Genomic DNA, 16,430 nt, shown 5'->3' on the forward strand with positions numbered 1-16,430 from the left:
CCGTTTACTCCTGGTCAAAAAGGGCACTGCGACCCTTGGCTTGTTTCGCATGCCGGCGCTTGTCGAGCTCGGCAGACACAGCTCGCGCGATCGCGGCGGCGTCCATGCCCGGGGCGGGATGAATGTTGATCACGATCTGTTCGGGTGCCATCTGCACCGCAGCTGGGGCTACTGCAGGGGCGATTGGAGGACGGTTATCCACCGCAATCGCCTGGTGGGCGCCGCCGATACCGACCGCCATCGCGCCTGCCTGGGCCAGTTGTTTGCCCAGACCCAGGATTGATTCGAGCATGCCACCGCTTTCAGCTTTCGCTCCCGGAACGGATGCGGCGGGCTTCAGTGCTGCAGCAGCTGCTGCTGCGGGCAAAGCTGCGGCCGGTGTCAGGGCTGCTGCAGCCACACCTGGTACAGCAGAAGCCGGGTTCAGCAAAGCCCCAGCGTTGGTGATGGCGCCGATGGTCACGGTTCCCGCCTGGGTCATCAGTTCGCCCACGGCCTTGACAGCTTCCATCGGTCCTTTCTGACCTTCCGCAACTCCCTGGGCCAATCCCGCCATGGTGAAGCCGCCGAGCTCGGCAAACACGCGGGAAGGGCTATGGATGCCGAGTTTCTCCTTAAACCAGTCAACGGTGCTGCTGCCGGCGTCTGAAATGGCGGTCTTTACCGATCCCATGGCATTGGTGATGCCGTTGACCAGTCCGGCGATGATCATGCCGCCGAACTCCGTGAATCGGCCCGGTAGCTCGACGCCCATGTAATTCATCACCGCCGAGAAGGCCTGATAGATTAAGCCGATGGGGCTGAAATTGACCAGCGTCTGCAGGATGCCGCTGATCCCTCCACTGAAACCAAGCTTGATCTCGGCCCAGGCGCTTGCAAAATAAGCCTTCACCTTGTCCCAGTTGGCGTAGATCAGATACGCAGCGGCCGCTATTGCCGTTATCGCCAGTCCGATGGGGTTCGCCATCAATAGCCGGCCAATCCATAGGAACGCCTGGCCGACAATGGGCAGAACCTTCGAGCCCAAGTTGAACAGCAAACCGATCAGAGAGGGCAGGCGGATCCCGATCAATGACAGTCCATAACGGACGGCGAGAAACGGTCCGAGAGTAGTCGCAAGGGCGAGTGCGACCGTGCTGAAGCCGATCGACAAAGCGGCGATGCCGGCGCCAACTTTCAGGATCCCCAGGACCATGCCTGGGTTTGCCGCTGCCCACGCGTTCACGCGCTCCAGGACGCCGTTGAAGCCGGTGATCAGCTCGATCAGCGCTGGACGCAGCGTGGCGCCCAGGGCGCTGCTCAAATTGAACATGCGGTTCTGGGACATCTCCCATCGAGCAGAGAGCTGGTCCGCGCGAATATCACCTTCGCGTTGCATCGATCCGTCGCGCTTGGGCGCGTTGTCCGCCCCATTCACCAGCTCCAGCTGGCGACGATACTCATCCATGTTGGCGGCAAGTTTCGCCGCGTCGTCCCCATATTCTTTACCGAACAACTGGGTCATTACCCCAAGCTGTTTATTTTTTGGAAGCTTATTAACGGCAGCGAGTACGGCCTTGATGGTGCCCGTAGCGTCCTTGGACATGCCGTCCTGGACAGCCTTCGCTTCCAGGCCAATCGACTTCAGACCCGCGACGAACCGCTTTGGTTGTTGGGTGGCGATCGCGAGCTCACGAATCATGGCGTTTGTAGCCGTTGCCGCTATCTCCGAAGACGCGCCCAGGGTGAGGAAGGTCGAACCCAAAGCAGCGGCGTCCTTGAAGGACATGCCTACTGATGCCGTGATGCCCGCCGTGCGCTGCATTACGTCAATGATGTCCGCGCCTTTCGACATGGCGTTGTCGTCGAGGAAGTTGATCGCGTCACCGAGCTGACTGACGTTTTTAATCGGCAGCTTGTAGAGGTTCGCGATCCGCGCCAGGTTCTCGCCCACTTCCTCCGCCGGCAGGTCGAAGGCCGTTGCGGCAGTTGCCGCGACGCGGGCGAACTCCAGAAGGTCATCCTTGCCCTGGATGCCCATGCGCGCGCCGCCCTCGACCAGGGCGGCGATATCGGTGGTCGCCATGGGGATGGTTTCAGCCATCTTCTTGATAGCGGTGGCCATCTCGTAATACGTCTGGGTAAGTTGGCCGTTCCCATCTCTGGCGCCCTCGACCTGTTTGGCGACTCCCGCCATGGCGTCTTCGAAGCGGGAATAGTTTTGGACCATGCCGAGGATAGGCATGCCCGTGGCGGCCCCCACGGCACCGGCGCTCGCGCCGGCGACAGCCGCATTGCCGGCAAGCTCTCGACCTTTGGCATAGTTTCTCTGCGCCCGCGAGACGCGCTCTTGCTGTTTGGCGAGCGCGGTAAGCCGATCTTTCTGCGACTGGATGGCTCTGTTGGCCGCCTCGATCTCTGTCTTCAAGCGCCGCTCGGTGGTCCCCAGGTTACGGGTGTCTGCACCGGTGGATTTTATAAGGGGTATCAGGCGCTGCAGCTCCGATCGCTGAGCGTTGTGTTTATTCGTTAGTTTTTCAACAGCGGCCGAGGCGTTGACGAACGACTTTTGAAAGGCCGCAGAGGGCGCGTCCATCTTCTGCAGCTGCTCGCGCAAGCCGCGTAGCTTGTCCTGTGCCCGGGCCAATTCCTCGGATGACTGGCGGACCGCTTCCCGCTGCCTGGTATAGCTGGAAATGTTGGACTGCTGGGCGTTGAGCTCTTTGAGCTGGTCCCGCGCCGCTTTCAAGGCGCGAGACGTAGCGTTGCTGCCAGCGCTGATTTGCTTGAGGGGCGCGGTGACCTTGTCGATCGCCGACAGCAGAAATTCCAGCCGCAGCTTGTCAGTCATCTTTCGCCCCACTTCGCTTGCGAGCGCGCTCGCGCCAGTCCATCAGTTCGGTCAGGGGGAGCGGATCCATTTCCGCCGGCCCCCAGTGGAAAATCACGGCGATATCCGCCATGGCGTCATCTACGCAACGAGGGATGCATCCACCTTCGCCGACTTCGGCAGCAAAAAACCGGCGACCTCGGTGGCCATCTGCACCAGGTCGGCCGGGTCCATGTTGCCGATCTCGTGATCGTTCAGAGTCGGCGTGGTGATGCGTGGCAAGACCTTGCGCAACGCAAGCACGTCCATCTGCAGCAGATCGGTCAGCGTGACGCCGCGCAGTTCGCCGGAAACCGGCTTGCGCAGCGTGATTTCGGTGATTTCGGTCGAACCTCGGACGATCGGGGTGTCCAGGGTGATGACTGGACGATTCGGGTTTTTTTCAACGATGGCGGTTACGGTTTCGTCTTTTTCTGGGGTTTTCATGCTGCGGTCCTTTCATTAAGCGAGTGCGCCGGACGTGCCGGCGGGTGAGGTTCGTTTACAGGCCGATGGCCTTGCGGTGTTCAGCCAGCATGTCGGTGCCGTTGACCTTGAAAATGAAGTTCAGCAAGTCGATCTCGATCTCTTCATTGCCATCGATGGTCAGCTTGTAATAACTGCAGGTGGTGGTGAACTTGTGTTCGGTGTCCTCGCCGCTTTCCGAGTCGCCCATGTCGATCTCTTCATGCCGGCCGCGCACGACCACCTCGACTGCCGAGACTTCGCCGGTGTCGTCGCGCTGGATGGAGCCTGCCCAACGCAGCATCACGCCGTTGGCAGATACGGCGCCGTACTGACGCAGCGCCGTCAGATCCCAACCCCCGAGCGTCCATTCGAGCTGGATGCCGTCATCCCCGTGGCCCAGGTCGACCTTGACCCCGCCGTCCATGCCACCACCCCGGAAGGCTTCGAGCTTGCGAGCGAGTTTGGGCAGGGTGACGCTCTTGCATGCCCCGACGTAGCTGACGCCGTCGTTGTACAAGTTCATATTCTTGAGCTTTTTGGGCAGAGCCATATCGGCGCTCTCCTACTGGCGCGGCCATCGCCGCGCGGATGAATGAATATCAGGCGTTGACGCGGCTGGCGAAGTCGACCAAGTAGCGGTCGGTGATGCGCTGGCGAAGCCCCAGGTTCTCCAGTGGCGGCACTGGCGTGTAGTCGTAATCCAGGTAGAGCTTGCCGGCCTTGAGGGTGTCCTTGTCGTTGGCCGCTTCGTCGTACCAGCACTCGCCACCGATCAGGTAACCCAAGCGCACCAGTTCCCGGAACTTGGCGTTGATGCCCTCGACGATGTCGCGGACCAGGCTCGGGTGCATCGGCTTGTCTACCGCCCAGAACTGGCCCTCGGCCATGGTGTCGGCCAGCACCTGAGCGGTACGGGTGTAGTTTTCGAAGGCGAACAAAGGATCGTCGCTGCAGGTGCGCGAGCCCCAGAATCGGAAGCCGTCACGACGAATCAGCGTGGTGACGTCAGCTGCGTTCAGCAGGCCCGCGTCGGTGGCAGGGTTCTGCAGATCCCAGTAGATGTCCCGGCTCAGTCCGGACACGCCGTTCACGGCCACGTTGGACAGGGTTTTATGCCAACCCACCTGCTCATCGAGCTTGGCGCGCAGGCCCAGGGCGCGAGCGATCGCCGACGCCGGCGCATCAGCATTCAGGGTGGTGTCCCAGTTCACGAAGTCGGGCCAGATGGTCATGAGCTCGCGGGCGCCGAAGTTTTCCCGATAGGCAATGACCTCCGAGACGGTGTTGCAGTCCCAGGCACTGGCATAGGCGAATCCGCGTAGCTTTTGCGCTGTGAGGACCAGCTCGGTGGCCACGGGTAACGAGTCGAGACCTGGTACACCCAAGATGCGCGGTCGCACGCCCAGTTGCGCTTCTGCAGCCAGTAGAGCCTTGAGCCCGGTGTACTGACCACCAGCGGTCACGCCGCCGATCACATTGGTAGTGGTCTCGGCCGCGTCCTGCCCTTCGGCAACACGAACGACGACGGTAACCGGGCTGGCCTGGTCAGCGATGGCGTCCAGGCTTTTGGCAAGCGTGCCTTTCACACCTGCCTTACCGCTGGCGGTAAGAACATCGGTAAGCAGAACAGGACGGTTGAGCGGAAACGCAATAGGGTCAGCATCTTCAGCGGTGCAGACCATGCCGACAACGGCGGTTGCGACGGTGCGGATCGGGCGGGTGCCTTCGTTGATTTCGACAACTCGGACGCCGTGGTGGTAATCAGTGGCCATGGGGGAAACCTGCGCGTGGGTGACTATGAAACGCAGGGTGACGCGCGCGCGTCGATTGGACGAGCGCGCGGGTTTGTAGGGACCAGCGATACAGGCATAGGAATAGAGGAACGCCCGGTTTGGCGTTATTGGAGGTGGCTACCCAACCAAGCTGGCGGGATAGGGCGGTGTTCCCTTAGCGGAAACTCTCCCGACTCAGGCCAGGTGCGCAGTTCACGCCGATATGCTTGGAGCTCAGTGTATTGGGTTGCTGTAAGAGTGGTCTCTGAACCGTCTTCCAGTTCGTCACGATGACGCGTAACCACGCCGTCAGTCAGTGACAGCTGGTTATCTCGCCAGGCCCGTTCAATGACGGCGAGCTCATCTGCCGTCGGCTGTGGCGGATCTTGCAGTTCTGGACGGCCATCCACCCCCCGTCCAATGATCTTGATCACCTGGCGCGGCTCAAATAGTGCCGCGTGATCCTCTTCAGATATTTCGATGCCCCCGTTATCAATCACCTCGAAGGCAAATCGACCGTCTTCTTCAATCCATTTAGAGAACATAGAAAACCTCAATAGCCGATGGCTAGCCAGTTGTAACCGCCCACGGTGACAGCTGCGGTGTTGTTAGTCACGTTAGTTATGTATCCCGTAAAACCTGTACGGGTCGGTATTCCTGCCTGACAAACGGCTGGATTCGGCGCCGTACTGGCCCCGGCATATATAGCGCCCACATACATACAGGCATTAGGGAATGCGACGGGGAACGTTACCGGCACTGTTCCCGTTGCGGTGTCCGTTGATGCGTGTCCAATTTTGAATATCCAGCCGCTGGGCAAAACTTGGTGGCCGTTACTTCCCAAAATGGCCGCAAACAATGGGGATGATCGCAAACACTCAAGGCTGGCGTGGGCCCTCCACATCGCACCGTCCGACACCAGTAAGATGTCCGACCCCATGGACATGGTGTAAGGCGATGAGACGGAAACGTTATTGATAGCCAGAGTGTCACCTGCCACCAGCGCCAACTTGGCCGCGTCGACTGCGCTGGAAGTCGTAATCAGAATCGACGACCCCTTGGGCAGCGTGCTTGCCTTTGGCATTGTCAGCGTACCGTTGGCGGACATTTCAATCCGTGTGCCAACGTGCGCCGCTGTCAGGACGACGTTTCCACCGGCGATACCGGCACTACTGGCAAAACTGCCCTTTTCGCGCTGTACGAACTCTGAAGTTGCCAACAATTTGCTGTTGTCAAATTGGGCCGGGGTGGTCCAGTTAGGGCCAGACATGACGCCCGCGTATTTCAGCGAGACACTACCGCCCATTAACCGCCACAGCGAGTCGATACGAATAAACTCGGCGGTATCACCTTGAGCCATGGAGATGTTGCCGACGAAGCTAATGGCATCGATTGAATCGCCAGATGCGGCCTTTACCGTTACCGTGCCCATGGTGCACAGGATCTTGACCACTGCCCCCCGTGGAATTAAACCACCAGTTGGGAGAGTGGCGGTTACTGACCCAGCGCTACCAAACGCAGCCACCTTGCCAATGTCGGCGGCGGTTAGCGTCGTCGTCGCCACGTAGTTGGTGTAGCCCCCGTATTCGAACCCCATCCTCTTTACAAACTCGGAAGTGGCCAGCGCCTTCGTATTATCAAACTGAGGCGGAGTGTTTGCTGTGGGGTTCACCAACGCCGGGGAATTGATGGTTGCAAACCCCTGGGTGATGTTCTGAAAGGTCAGCGACGTGGTTCCAAGGACAATCGTCCCATCCGTTACCAACTGCCATCGAGTGTCGGCCAGCGTAGCGCCGTGCTCGACTGACAAAATCATTGCTGACGTTACTTCGGCATTGCTGTCAGCATCCGGAGCACGCTGCCATGCGGCGCCGCCGGCAATGTAGATACCATTGTCCTTGGCGGCCGCCTGGTTCTTCACCAGAACACGGTCCCCTGCAACCAACATTACGCCATCTACGATCTGCAGCCCGGTCAATGCAATGTTCGCCGTGGTGGCTACGCGTACCGATTGCTTGCTGTCGAGCTTGTACAGCTCTTCAAGAATTTTGGAGTCAACGTACTGACGTGTCGCTAAAACAACTGAGGGATCGATCTTCAGTTCGACATTCGCCGTGTTGCTGACGATCAGGTTCATTCGCACAACTTGTGTACGGCCTGAGCCTTGTGTCAGCAACGGCTTGTAGCTCGGCGCGCAGTTAGCAACAGCCACCAAGTCACCGGCGGCGTCGTACAGCCCCACCTCCCGAATCCACCAGCCACCGATGTTTTCGGGGATGACCTGTTCGGCAATGATGATGTTTGGGTTGGCTGGGTCAACCTTAAGCTGATTCAGCGGCGCGCGCCGGCGCTCGTTGATCAGGTGCGTCTGTTGCTCGTTGGGAATCGGATCGGTGCCATTCGCATCGCCGACGCCCATCTGCGCGAATGTCCAGGGAATGCCCAGGGCATCCGCGTTGGCCTGCTTGGCCCTGCCGATGGCGGTTAGGATGGCGAAAAACTGGGTGTTTTGGTCTGTCATGGGTAGATGTCCATGGTGTCGATCTGGTGCTCACGGCCGCCCTGGTGGATGTAGCCCGTGACCTCGATGTCGCGCTGCGTGGGTGGATAGATATCGATTTCGTCGCCTTCGGTGATGCAGGCGCCGATATGAATTGAACCGGTGGTTTCCAGGCTGATTGCCAACCCGGTCAGATGGCGGGTGACGGGCTTGGCGTCGTCGATCAGGCGCTCCAGCTCCTGGTACATCTCCTCGGTGATCCCGGTGTCCAGCACGCCAACCTTCAGCGCAAAGGTGCCTGGCACCCCTTCAGGTACCGTGTTGAACCATTCCACTATCTCGATCAGGTAACCCAAAGGCTCAACCACGCGTCTGAGCGCTCCGATCGTTCCTTTACGTGAGTGGATGAAGTACGAGCCTTTGATGACCTGGCGCTTGGTGGCTTCCGACCAGGTGCTGTCCCAGCGGTCTACCGAGAATGCCCAGGCGAGGTAGGGCAGCAATTGCACCGGGCACCGGTCAGGGTTCAGCAAATCCCTGATTGGAACCGGCACGCGCTCAATCTGGGCGAGCGCCTCGGCCGCCAGCTGCTCAAGCTGTTTGGCGTTCGGCGGCAAAAGGCTCGTCATAACGGGGCCCCCGCGACCACGGTGTATCCGGTGCAATATGCCGCCTCGGCTTCGCTCGGGGCGATGTCGGTCCAGTTGTGAAGAACAACCTTGCGCACGCCCTCGACGTGCAGCGCGGCATGAATGGCTGACTCGGAGATCTCCACGCCGAGGCGCCGGCGTTGATTAATGAATGAGTCGAGGCGTGCTTGCGCCGCTTCTCGTATGGGCTCCGCTTCTGGCCCCGTTGTCGCAAGGTAAAGAACCGCGTCGACCCGGTATGGCAGAACCTTTGCCGATTGCACCGTCAGGCGATCCGCAACCGGGCGTCGGTCATCGTCACTGAGGTACCTGGTGACGATGTCCAGCAACTCCTGGTCGACGCTTCCGTCTCCGATCAAACCCTGAACAGTGATGACGACAACTGCGGGCGCCGGACTTTCAGCCGTTGCATCGGCGACGCGGCCGTCTGCGCTGCGCGCGTGCAGGATGTAGCTGTTGCGTGGCCCCGCCGTGGAAAGCCCTTCCCATGCCATCTGCGCGCGTTCGCGCAGTGCTTCGTCTGATTCCATCACCGCGATAATTGGAGGCACGGCCGTGCTGTTGCCTGGGGTTACGACCAACCGTTCGACGTTTACGTTGCCCGCTAGCTGCTCGAGGTCGTTCCCCCTGGCTTTCGCCAGCATGTTCGCCAGGGACGCTTCGTTCACGCGTTGGCGCAGCAGCATTTCGCGATAGGCATTCTCCTGCAGGAGCTTGGTCAGCGGCTCCGACTCCACGGCCAATGTCGCGGCGACTTGGGCCTGCTGCTCGGCTGGCCAGAGACTGACGGCGTAGGCCTTGCGTTCGGCGAGGATCTGCTCGTAGTCGATCTGCTCGACGACATCGGGATCTGGCAACTGAGCCAGATCGATGGGAGTGAATGTCTTCATGCTGTTGCTCCCAAACTAAGAGGAACGCGCAGGCTCAACGGCTCGTTGGTGTCCACCAGGCTGCCTTCAATGTCGAGAATTGCCTGGCCAGCTACGTCGCCCAGCGTGAGCTGTACGCGGCTCAGGCGGATCCGCGGTTCCCAGCGCATCAGGGCAATGGCGGTGGCCGCATAAGCCTGCAGGCGGGTTGCGTTGTTGAGCGGCCAATCGATCAGGTCCGCAAGCTGACTGCCGTATTCGCGCCGCATAACGCGGGTTCCAATGGGGGTGGTCAGGATGTCGGCGATCGATTGCACCAGGTGATCGTTCCCGATGATGCTGCGGCCGGTTTTGCTGTTCATGCCGATCATGGGATCGGCCCCTGTGAGGTGCCGTTACCTGCCTGAACACCAGAGGTTCGGTGATTGACCAGGCTGATTTTCTGGGCGCCGGCGACGACGTCCTGGGTGACGGTCACCAGGCCATCAATCACGACGTCACCAGTGACATGAACACCACCAGGTGCGATGAGATTGGCTTTGCCGCCCCCGGGCAACGTGGCGGTCAGCGTGTGGGTCGCGGTGTCATAGTCGACTATTGCCCCGTCTCGGTACTTGCGCCGGCGTCGAGTTGGCTTGTTGTCCGGGGCCGGGAAGCGATCGCTGTACACACCAAATATGACGAAGCCATGAGCCGGATTGCCGGAAGGCGAGAGCACCAGGCACTGCTCGTCGACGCTTGGCGGATCCCATTCGCTGTCTTCGCCTGCCCGCAGGGCAAAGAACGGCAGCCAGCCAGTCAGCAGCCCACCGGTTTTTACACGGCAGCGTGGTTTCGCCGGATCGAGCTCGGCGATGGTGCCGGCTCGAATCAGGTTTTCAAGGCGTCGGGTCAGTTCAGTAAGAGAGTCCATGCCGCCGATGTTGCAGGTCGCGCGTGCGAGCTGCATCGGTGGTGGGCTGTAGCGCGGGTGTCTACAGGAGAAGGTCAGGCGGTGAGGTGATCGATCAACATGTTTCGGATGTTATCCAGCTCGTCGCCGCTGAAGCCCAGCAGTTGGCGTGCTTCGTATTGCACATCCGCTTGACCGCGCTCCGGCCGATCCTTAAGGCCGTATTGGTGAACCCGGGCGATGCGGCTCACACGGCCAACAAACCCCACCGACAGGCCGTTCGCTGTGCTTTGGGTGCGCATGTAACGGGCCGATTTCAGCTTCGTGAACATCTTGCCTTTGATCCGGCCCTGTTTTCCGCGCAGATCCTTCGGCTTGCGTGGGGTGAAGGCCGAACCGTCCGGATTGCGCTGTGTCGTTATGCGCTTGGACTGGCTACGGCGCAGATCCCGGGCAACGGCGCCTAGGAGCTTGCGGCGCTCGCCCTCGTCCAGCTTGGCCAGCAACGCGGCGACCCAGGTCTCGAGAGCCTGCAGGTCGTCGTTCATGGTGATTCCCACCTTGTGATGAACTCGCCATCGGCAGTCCAGAGCTCAAGCCCAGGCATGGTGAATGGGTCATCGTCGACCACAGGCTCTGGCGGATGACTGACAACCAGGTTGCCATCGGCCTGGCGTTTCACGATAACGCGTTCAGTCAGCGGCAACTTGATCGACAGGTCGACCTTACTGTTGTCCAGGATGTCGGCTTCGAACGTCACGGCCGATTTACTGCGTTCGACGTTTTCCATCAGCTCCCGCTGATTCACTAGGATCCATGCGAACAGGGGGATGGCGATTGTGTCGGGGTGGCCAGCGTAATCCGTGAAAATCAGGTTCAGCGTGTAGCTGTATTCGAAGGACAGCCCAAAGGCAGCGGTGCTGCGCATCGTTCCGTTGTCGATGAACACCATTAGGCGGTCAGGGTTTTTCTTCAACCCAGGTACCGAGGCGAGCAGATGGGCGCGCAATGATTCGTGTTTGTTCACTGTTTGCGCGCCTTCGCCTGCTGATGCTGGTAGACCATATCGATCTGCGCAGCGCATTGGGCCCAATCGCTCTCGGTGACCTCCTGGTCGTTGAGCAGGGCGCCGTTCTTGTCAGGGCTTGTCGCCGACAGGGTGCAAGGCACCACGGCCGGACAACCAGTCTCGATACGCAGCGGCTCCGGTGATGGTGGGGCGCTCGCGCATCCGGCGAGCAGCGTCAGGCAAAGGCTGGTCAGCCCACAGGCGAAGTTCGGCATTTTCACGTTTCAATTCCTCGATCGTTCGTTGACGGGCGACGAGCCCTTGACGCAATTGGTCTTGCAGACTGCGCAATGCGGCCTGAGCAGTCCGCTCTTCCTGCAGGGACGCCTGGAGCTGAGCGGCTGTCGCCTCGCTACGCGTCGCTCGATCGCGGGCGGTATCAGCCGCTTGATTTGCCAACTCGGCATTTTTGTCGGCGACCTCGATCCGCTGAGATTGCCCCCAGATCAGAAGCGCGATTGAGGCGAGCAGGGCGAACCCGTAGAGCGCCTGGCGAAGCGTGCTCATGCGCGGTACCAGCCGGCGGCGTTCATTTCCGCGAGAGGCAGTCGGCGTAAATCACCCCGAAACACCACGGCTTTCACGCCCGGACTTGCGACAGCGATCGCCTCTGCCAGCGCCTGCGCTAACTCAATCGGGGTTTCTTCCGACACCACGAAAATATCGCCGTCGACGGGGCTGAATTTGCGGATCCGTTCATGATCAATCATGCAGCCTCCGAAACGGGGCAGCCTGCAGCGTGACGCTGATAGGCGCGCTCAAGCTTGGTGTCGTAAAGGTTACGGGCGTAGTTAGGGCCGTTGTAGGCCTTGGCGAATGCTGCCCATTTCTTGCCTTTCAGCGCTTTGAGCAGCGTCGGGTCAGCTTCGATGAACCGCAGGAATGCTTCGAACTGCTCGTTCTCGTCCCGCGCCATCCGATCGGCAAAGTCCGTCACGCTTTCGTATCCGAGGCGAACGGCGTGGTAACCCATCACCTGGAAGGCACCCCAGCTGGCCGACTCCAATGCGCAAAGGCCGTCGATAAGTCGAGCGTTCGCCAACCGCTGATGCTCCGCTGTTCCGCCGGCATAGCCACCTGGTTTTGGATTGACCAGGTTGGGCTGGGCCAGAGTCAGCTGGTCGGCATGGGCTTTCAACTCGGCGGCGTCACCACCAGGTGCGCGCGCCGTGCTGAGCTGGCGGTACATGATGTGTCGCTCGAACAGAATTTTCGGCTTGCCGTTGTCCAAGAAGCCGCTGCCTTGGCTTTCGACTTCATTGATAGCCATGATCGCCGCGAGCTCAACGCCCAGGCGTGCGGCAGCGTTCACCAACAGGGCGTGCTGCAGCAGATTCGAACAATCAGCCCCGGCCAGTGCCAGAGCGGTTTTCGTGCCCGCAATACCGTCAATTACCAACCCAACCTGACGCTGGTAATTTCGGACCGCAGCCTCGGTGGCGTCGCCGAAGTCGCCGTCCGGGTCCAGGCCGGCACCGTGCTGGTTCAGGCGCTGCTGCAGGGTGCGGACCTCTTGCCCGCGATCGCCGTGGCGCAAAACACTCATAGCTGATCCACCTTGCGGTTGAAGAATTGCTTGGCCAGTGCGCGGGTCCCTTCAACGCCGAGCAGCCCGATCACGCCGCCGAAGAACGGACTGGTGGACGCGGGAATGCCCAGCAGAAAAAGCCCATGGCTTGCCGAAAGCGCGAGAGCGCCGCACAGGGGCGCTTCAAGTAAAACCCGGCGCCAGGTGCCGCCCCCGTAGATGATCCGCAGAGCCGCGGTTACACAGGCAAGCCCGCCAGCGTAGAAGGCAGGCCAGTTCAGTTCGAGCCAGGCAGCTAACCAGGCCCATGTATCCGGTTTGTCAGGCATGCGCGTGATTCCGCTGTCCAAGGTTGAAGGTGATGGAAGATCGGTTTGTTTGGTTCGGTGACTCAATCCCATAGGTTCACCATTTGCAGTTCCGGGGCTTGGGGTGCGACTTCGGGGAGCGCCACCAGGGTGCCGTGCGGAAGGACCGTGCCCAGATCCGATAGCCCCGGGTTCGCCTCGAGCACCGCCTCCGTGATGCCGGCGGTGCGGCCGTAGATCCGCCAGCAAATGGCGTCGACGGTGTCTCCCTGAGCGGCATAGACGGAGGTCGTCATCAGATGAGCTCCACGGTGGAATGACCGACGCCCAATAGATCGCGGATGGCGAACCGGGCATCACGGCGGTATTCATCGACTGAAGGGGTGAGCTCGTCGGCGTTCTTGTTGCCTTCGACGCTGGTGTCGTAGCTGCGATAGCGCTCAGCAAGCTCAGCGCCGACGCTGCAATAGATCGAACGCCGGTAAAGGTGGATGAAATTGCTTTCGCCCTTGATTTTCGGTGCAGGCACAGCCGCGAGGGTGCTGTACCCGTCGGTTATATGCTTCAACTTCACGCTGGCCAGCTCGCTGTTCACTTGGATCAACGCGTTAACCGTCACGACTTCGATGCGGGCGTCTGTGATGCTGCCGTCCAAGCGGATGGCTTCGCGCAGGTGGACGACATCGATGTCGGGCCAGAAACCGTCGTTGGTGATCACGAAGGGTTCGTCAGTGTTGCCCGTGGCAATAAATCCGCTCATGGTTCAGCCCTAAGTCGGCGGTGGCCGGGGCGTCACAGCAAGGAAAGGAGATAACCTGCTGTTCAGCCCCGGGCCGCCGGGGTTGCGGGGTACGCTCGTTCAGCTCCCGGGTGGGGGAGCAATTTTTTTCAGGAGGCGCTCAGCGCCTTCCAGATCCTTCTTGCCGCCGCAGCTGCTGTTGAGCTCGATGGCCCGCTTCAGCAGTTCGATCCCGGCCATTACCTGACCGGGTTGGCCAGGGTTATCGACCGTCAGGCCCGCCACCGTGGCGCGTCCCGTTGCCAGGTACAGCTTGGCCCTGACTTCGTCCGGCATGTCCTGTTCGGCGGTCAGCTCCATGGTCCGATGCAAGATGGCCAGGTCGAAGCCTCCACCAGTCTTTTGGGAAATCAGCGCGCCCTCAGCGATTTCCTCGGCTACCAGGCAGCCGGTGGTACGTTCAAAGCGGTCAGGCATCAGCAGCTTGTGCTGTAACACATACGCTGCGATGTCTAGCGCGCCGGCGTAATCGCCGGCATCAACGCGCCAGATCATGATGGTGGTGAGTACTTCGTCCTGGGCGCCGTTGCCCGCAGCCAGAACCCCATCGACGTAAGGCACATACGCCGGCAGAAGCTGCAATTTGAGCGCGGCTTTGCCTTCGTTCGATTGGATTTGCTTGAGGCGCAGGCGGTCCTGTAGCAGCTGGGCCAGCTGCATTTCGTAGGCCGTCCCGCCCGCCATGGATACGGCGGGCGAAGCAGCGGCCGCCTCTTGCGAGGCAAGCGCTTTCAGCCGGTGACGTTGGGCGAGCGAGAGGGCCATGGTTACGCGGCCTCTTCGATGTTTTCGACCAGGGCGCCGAGACCGAAGTCCTCGATCACGTAATCCTCGTTCGACGACTGATAGTCGGCAATGCGATCGCGCTCCGGCTCGTCCTTGGTCATGCGGCGACGGCTGCTGATCTGGAAGTAGATCGACAGGTTCTTCAGCGTGGTGATCATGATGCCGCCGTCGATGAAGAACGGCGCGTCCTCGATCGGCAAACCACCCAGGGTGCCATTGGCGATGATCCGCGCGGCTGCCAGCTCGTTCTCGTTATCTGCCGCGCCCTCGATGTTGGCCAGGAACTTGGCGTGCAGCAGATTGCGATCGACCAGGACAACCAGATCGGGCCGCTTGCGATGCCACGGGTCGAGCAGTTGGATGGCGTCGTAAACCAGACCGTCCAGGGTTTTGTAGTCGCCGGTTGGGCCGATGGTGACCTTGCCGGCTACCTTGCCGCTGCTCAGTACTCGCTCAGGCGCTTTGGTGCGGTATTTCTCCAGCCAGCCGACGTTCACGTCCTGCAGCAGCGGATTGGTCGCCCGGTCGGTGGTCGCCGCAGCGCTGGTGCCGTTGAAGCCGATCATGATGCGATCGAGCGCCTGGCGCTCTACGATCGCGCCGGACAGGCGAGCCTGGAAGTCCGGGAACTTTGCCCACGCGTCCAGCAGCGCATATGGAATCGCGGTGTCGAAGTCGGTCTTTTTACAGCTGTAGGTGTCGTTCTTGAGCGAACCCACGCCGCGCGGGTTGCGGGCGGTCAGGCTGGTGTCGGTGCGGCCGGCAATGGTCGAGCCAACGCCCAGGATCACCGCTTCGCCGTCCTTCTCGTCTACGCCCAGCACGTTGATTTTTTTCAGGAAGGCGCTGGACTCCTGGATCGCGGTCTCGAGCTTCTGCTGGACGGACGGGGTGACGGTGAATTTTTCCGCTACCGATGGAACCGCATTGAGTGCTGCAACCTGTTTGGTGAAGCCGTTGAAGGCAATCCGTGTTTCGTTACGCATGGTGTTCTCCTGTGGAGCTTGTAGGGGCGGACTGGATCAGTAAGCGGTCAGGACGGCGCCTTCGCCGCCAGTCGCCGCCGGGCGTTTGGTTTGGCTGTGGTCCTGGGTCTCACCCAGGCGCGTGATCAGTTCGTTGAAGTCAGTACTGAGCTTGTCCACGCTGGTTTTCAGGTCTGCGGAGAATTTTTTCTCGGCCGCCAGTTGGTCGGGCAGGTCCTTGACGTGCTCGGCGACAGCTTCGACGGCCTGGCTGATATGGGCGAACTCGCCGTCATCCTTGGCCTGCTTGCCAGAGAGCAGCGCCTGGACCTTGCTGAAGAGTTGGGCGCCGAGTCCGGGCTTATCTTCGATTTCTTCAAAGGTGAGTTCGGCTTCCACCGCCTCGGTAAACATCGACGTTGCGGAGTAGTGGCGGTCTTTGAACGGGCTGGATTCAGGTTTCTGAGCTGAGAACGCGAGCACATCGGTACCGAGGCTCGCCGGGGAATCAGTTACAGCGAGGCCGACGATGTAGGCTTCACCGGTGTCGGAAAAGCTGTCGTCGATTTCAATGGACGTGTAAATCTTCTGTTTCGCCTTGTTCAGGGCGATCAGATCCGCAGTCGGCTCGATCTGAGCGAAGAGGGCCAGCTTGGTCTGGCCGTTGATCTCCACTTCTTCGGTCTTGACTGCCGTCACATCTCCGTAGGCTTTGAACGGGCCGTCAGGCAGCAAGCTGCGGAAATGCTCCAGCCAGACCCGAGCGCCATAGGTGGTCGGATTGAAGTTTTTGGCAGCCTGTTCCAGCCAGCTGCGTTTGATGGTGCGCTTGTCCGAGGTAGCGCCCTCGACGGCGACACGGAACCAGTTGCTGCGAAATTTCTTCATGTCGGGAATCCCTCAAAAGCTGTGCTGCTGAATGCAGTTAGGTTGAGGTACATCCTCGACAGTCGCGTGATTCCGGGCAATCAGCGCC

23 protein-coding genes are annotated in these 16,430 nt (G+C 60.5%); all 23 read right to left on the reverse strand.

Annotated features, from left to right (window positions below):
* Positions 1-4 precede the first annotated feature (4 nt).
* The 23 genes from J3P97_RS06440 to J3P97_RS06550 all read right to left on the reverse strand — a co-directional run bounded on the left by J3P97_RS06440 (position 5) and on the right by J3P97_RS06550 (position 16,342).
* Positions 5-2,830, reverse strand: coding sequence for a phage tail tape measure protein (locus J3P97_RS06440; RefSeq protein WP_434673709.1), 2,826 nt, complete (start codon positions 2,828-2,830; stop codon positions 5-7).
* The gene (locus J3P97_RS06445) at positions 2,823-2,942 is read right to left on the reverse strand and encodes a GpE family phage tail protein (protein WP_076383311.1); all 120 of its coding nucleotides are present in this window, start codon (positions 2,940-2,942) and stop codon (positions 2,823-2,825) included. The genes J3P97_RS06440 and J3P97_RS06445 overlap by 8 nt, the downstream gene beginning before the upstream one ends.
* Positions 2,943-2,950: 8 nt before the next feature.
* A complete protein-coding gene (locus J3P97_RS06450; protein WP_434673710.1) occupies positions 2,951-3,295 on the reverse strand; it encodes a phage tail assembly protein in 345 nt (114 codons plus the stop codon).
* A gap of 55 nt (positions 3,296-3,350) precedes the next feature.
* Positions 3,351-3,866, reverse strand: a complete 516-nt coding sequence (locus J3P97_RS06455) for a phage major tail tube protein (RefSeq protein WP_434673711.1) — start codon at positions 3,864-3,866, stop codon at positions 3,351-3,353.
* A gap of 49 nt (positions 3,867-3,915) precedes the next feature.
* Positions 3,916-5,088, reverse strand: coding sequence for a phage tail sheath protein (locus J3P97_RS06460; protein ID WP_434673712.1), 1,173 nt, complete (start codon positions 5,086-5,088; stop codon positions 3,916-3,918).
* Between the two features lie 125 nt (positions 5,089-5,213).
* Positions 5,214-5,633 carry an ATP-binding protein gene (locus J3P97_RS06465; RefSeq protein WP_434673713.1) on the reverse strand — a complete coding sequence of 140 codons (420 nt, stop codon included), beginning with the start codon at positions 5,631-5,633 and terminating at the stop codon, positions 5,214-5,216.
* An 8-nt stretch (positions 5,634-5,641) separates the two neighbouring features.
* The gene (locus tag J3P97_RS06470; RefSeq protein WP_434673714.1) at positions 5,642-7,609 is read right to left on the reverse strand and encodes a phage tail protein; all 1,968 of its coding nucleotides are present in this window, start codon (positions 7,607-7,609) and stop codon (positions 5,642-5,644) included.
* Positions 7,606-8,217 (reverse strand): phage tail protein I, encoded by a 612-nt coding sequence (locus J3P97_RS06475; protein WP_434673715.1) that lies wholly within the window; start codon positions 8,215-8,217, stop codon positions 7,606-7,608. The genes J3P97_RS06470 and J3P97_RS06475 overlap by 4 nt, the downstream gene beginning before the upstream one ends.
* Positions 8,214-9,128, reverse strand: a complete 915-nt coding sequence (locus J3P97_RS06480) for a baseplate J/gp47 family protein (protein WP_434673716.1) — start codon at positions 9,126-9,128, stop codon at positions 8,214-8,216. The genes J3P97_RS06475 and J3P97_RS06480 overlap by 4 nt, the downstream gene beginning before the upstream one ends.
* Positions 9,125-9,478: a GPW/gp25 family protein gene (locus J3P97_RS06485; protein ID WP_434673717.1), complete on the reverse strand. Its 354-nt coding sequence runs from the start codon at positions 9,476-9,478 to the stop codon at positions 9,125-9,127. Before J3P97_RS06485 ends, J3P97_RS06480 begins: the two co-directional genes overlap by 4 nt.
* A complete protein-coding gene (locus J3P97_RS06490; RefSeq protein ID WP_434673718.1) occupies positions 9,475-10,056 on the reverse strand; it encodes a phage baseplate assembly protein V in 582 nt (193 codons plus the stop codon). Before J3P97_RS06490 ends, J3P97_RS06485 begins: the two co-directional genes overlap by 4 nt.
* Before the next feature lie 38 nt (positions 10,057-10,094).
* A complete protein-coding gene (locus J3P97_RS06495) occupies positions 10,095-10,547 on the reverse strand; it encodes a phage virion morphogenesis protein (protein ID WP_434673719.1) in 453 nt (150 codons plus the stop codon).
* Positions 10,544-11,026 carry a phage tail protein gene (locus tag J3P97_RS06500; RefSeq protein WP_434673720.1) on the reverse strand — a complete coding sequence of 161 codons (483 nt, stop codon included), beginning with the start codon at positions 11,024-11,026 and terminating at the stop codon, positions 10,544-10,546. The genes J3P97_RS06495 and J3P97_RS06500 overlap by 4 nt, the downstream gene beginning before the upstream one ends.
* The gene (gene lysC / locus J3P97_RS06505; protein WP_434674514.1) at positions 11,023-11,247 is read right to left on the reverse strand and encodes an Rz1-like lysis system protein LysC; all 225 of its coding nucleotides are present in this window, start codon (positions 11,245-11,247) and stop codon (positions 11,023-11,025) included. Before lysC ends, J3P97_RS06500 begins: the two co-directional genes overlap by 4 nt.
* Positions 11,138-11,575: an Rz-like lysis system protein LysB gene (gene lysB / locus J3P97_RS06510; RefSeq protein WP_434673721.1), complete on the reverse strand. Its 438-nt coding sequence runs from the start codon at positions 11,573-11,575 to the stop codon at positions 11,138-11,140. Before lysB ends, lysC begins: the two co-directional genes overlap by 110 nt.
* On the reverse strand, positions 11,572-11,778 hold the full coding sequence (locus J3P97_RS06515) for a hypothetical protein (protein ID WP_434673722.1): 207 nt from the start codon (positions 11,776-11,778) through the stop codon (positions 11,572-11,574). Before J3P97_RS06515 ends, lysB begins: the two co-directional genes overlap by 4 nt.
* Positions 11,775-12,614 (reverse strand): N-acetylmuramidase domain-containing protein, encoded by an 840-nt coding sequence (locus J3P97_RS06520; protein WP_434673723.1) that lies wholly within the window; start codon positions 12,612-12,614, stop codon positions 11,775-11,777. The genes J3P97_RS06515 and J3P97_RS06520 overlap by 4 nt, the downstream gene beginning before the upstream one ends.
* Complete coding sequence (locus tag J3P97_RS06525) at positions 12,611-12,925, reverse strand: phage holin, lambda family (RefSeq protein ID WP_434673724.1); 315 nt, start codon at positions 12,923-12,925, stop codon at positions 12,611-12,613. Before J3P97_RS06525 ends, J3P97_RS06520 begins: the two co-directional genes overlap by 4 nt.
* A gap of 62 nt (positions 12,926-12,987) precedes the next feature.
* A complete protein-coding gene (locus J3P97_RS06530; protein WP_434673725.1) occupies positions 12,988-13,200 on the reverse strand; it encodes a tail protein X in 213 nt (70 codons plus the stop codon).
* Positions 13,200-13,664, reverse strand: coding sequence for a head completion/stabilization protein (locus J3P97_RS06535; protein ID WP_434673726.1), 465 nt, complete (start codon positions 13,662-13,664; stop codon positions 13,200-13,202). The genes J3P97_RS06530 and J3P97_RS06535 overlap by 1 nt, the downstream gene beginning before the upstream one ends.
* 99 nt (positions 13,665-13,763) lie before the next feature.
* Complete coding sequence (locus J3P97_RS06540) at positions 13,764-14,468, reverse strand: terminase endonuclease subunit (protein ID WP_434673727.1); 705 nt, start codon at positions 14,466-14,468, stop codon at positions 13,764-13,766.
* A 2-nt stretch (positions 14,469-14,470) separates the two neighbouring features.
* Positions 14,471-15,475, reverse strand: coding sequence for a phage major capsid protein, P2 family (locus J3P97_RS06545; RefSeq protein WP_434673728.1), 1,005 nt, complete (start codon positions 15,473-15,475; stop codon positions 14,471-14,473).
* A gap of 36 nt (positions 15,476-15,511) precedes the next feature.
* Entirely contained in the window at positions 15,512-16,342 is an 831-nt protein-coding gene (locus J3P97_RS06550; protein WP_434673729.1) for a GPO family capsid scaffolding protein, read from the reverse strand.
* Positions 16,343-16,430: the final 88 nt, after the last annotated feature.

It is taken from the genome of Pseudomonas sp. R1-15 (genome assembly GCF_051132085.1).
Lineage (GTDB): Bacteria > Pseudomonadota > Gammaproteobacteria > Pseudomonadales > Pseudomonadaceae > Aquipseudomonas.

Bases quoted from the DNA above. Each gene is read 5' to 3' on its own strand.
- J3P97_RS06485 (WP_434673717.1), bottom strand. From the start codon at position 9,478: ATGATCGGCATGAACAGCAAAACCGGCCGCAGCATCATCGGGAACGAT.
- J3P97_RS06545 (WP_434673728.1), bottom strand. From the start codon at position 15,475: ATGCGTAACGAAACACGGATTGCCTTCAACGGCTTCACCAAACAGGTT.
- J3P97_RS06455 (WP_434673711.1), bottom strand. From the start codon at position 3,866: ATGGCTCTGCCCAAAAAGCTCAAGAATATGAACTTGTACAACGACGGC.
- J3P97_RS06520 (WP_434673723.1), bottom strand. From the start codon at position 12,614: ATGAGTGTTTTGCGCCACGGCGATCGCGGGCAAGAGGTCCGCACCCTG.
- J3P97_RS06515 (WP_434673722.1), bottom strand. From the start codon at position 11,778: ATGATTGATCATGAACGGATCCGCAAATTCAGCCCCGTCGACGGCGAT.
- J3P97_RS06445 (WP_076383311.1), bottom strand. From the start codon at position 2,942: ATGGCGGATATCGCCGTGATTTTCCACTGGGGGCCGGCGGAAATGGAT.
- J3P97_RS06535 (WP_434673726.1), bottom strand. From the start codon at position 13,664: ATGAGCGGATTTATTGCCACGGGCAACACTGACGAACCCTTCGTGATC.
- J3P97_RS06475 (WP_434673715.1), bottom strand. From the start codon at position 8,217: ATGACGAGCCTTTTGCCGCCGAACGCCAAACAGCTTGAGCAGCTGGCG.
- lysB (WP_434673721.1), bottom strand. From the start codon at position 11,575: ATGAGCACGCTTCGCCAGGCGCTCTACGGGTTCGCCCTGCTCGCCTCA.
- J3P97_RS06460 (WP_434673712.1), bottom strand. From the start codon at position 5,088: ATGGCCACTGATTACCACCACGGCGTCCGAGTTGTCGAAATCAACGAA.
- J3P97_RS06440 (WP_434673709.1), bottom strand. From the start codon at position 2,830: ATGACTGACAAGCTGCGGCTGGAATTTCTGCTGTCGGCGATCGACAAG.
- J3P97_RS06525 (WP_434673724.1), bottom strand. From the start codon at position 12,925: ATGCCTGACAAACCGGATACATGGGCCTGGTTAGCTGCCTGGCTCGAA.
- J3P97_RS06495 (WP_434673719.1), bottom strand. From the start codon at position 10,547: ATGAACGACGACCTGCAGGCTCTCGAGACCTGGGTCGCCGCGTTGCTG.
- J3P97_RS06480 (WP_434673716.1), bottom strand. From the start codon at position 9,128: ATGAAGACATTCACTCCCATCGATCTGGCTCAGTTGCCAGATCCCGAT.
- J3P97_RS06540 (WP_434673727.1), bottom strand. From the start codon at position 14,468: ATGGCCCTCTCGCTCGCCCAACGTCACCGGCTGAAAGCGCTTGCCTCG.
- J3P97_RS06530 (WP_434673725.1), bottom strand. From the start codon at position 13,200: ATGACGACCTCCGTCTATGCCGCTCAGGGAGACACCGTCGACGCCATT.
- J3P97_RS06465 (WP_434673713.1), bottom strand. From the start codon at position 5,633: ATGTTCTCTAAATGGATTGAAGAAGACGGTCGATTTGCCTTCGAGGTG.
- J3P97_RS06550 (WP_434673729.1), bottom strand. From the start codon at position 16,342: ATGAAGAAATTTCGCAGCAACTGGTTCCGTGTCGCCGTCGAGGGCGCT.
- J3P97_RS06470 (WP_434673714.1), bottom strand. From the start codon at position 7,609: ATGACAGACCAAAACACCCAGTTTTTCGCCATCCTAACCGCCATCGGC.
- J3P97_RS06490 (WP_434673718.1), bottom strand. From the start codon at position 10,056: ATGCAGCTCGCACGCGCGACCTGCAACATCGGCGGCATGGACTCTCTT.
- J3P97_RS06450 (WP_434673710.1), bottom strand. From the start codon at position 3,295: ATGAAAACCCCAGAAAAAGACGAAACCGTAACCGCCATCGTTGAAAAA.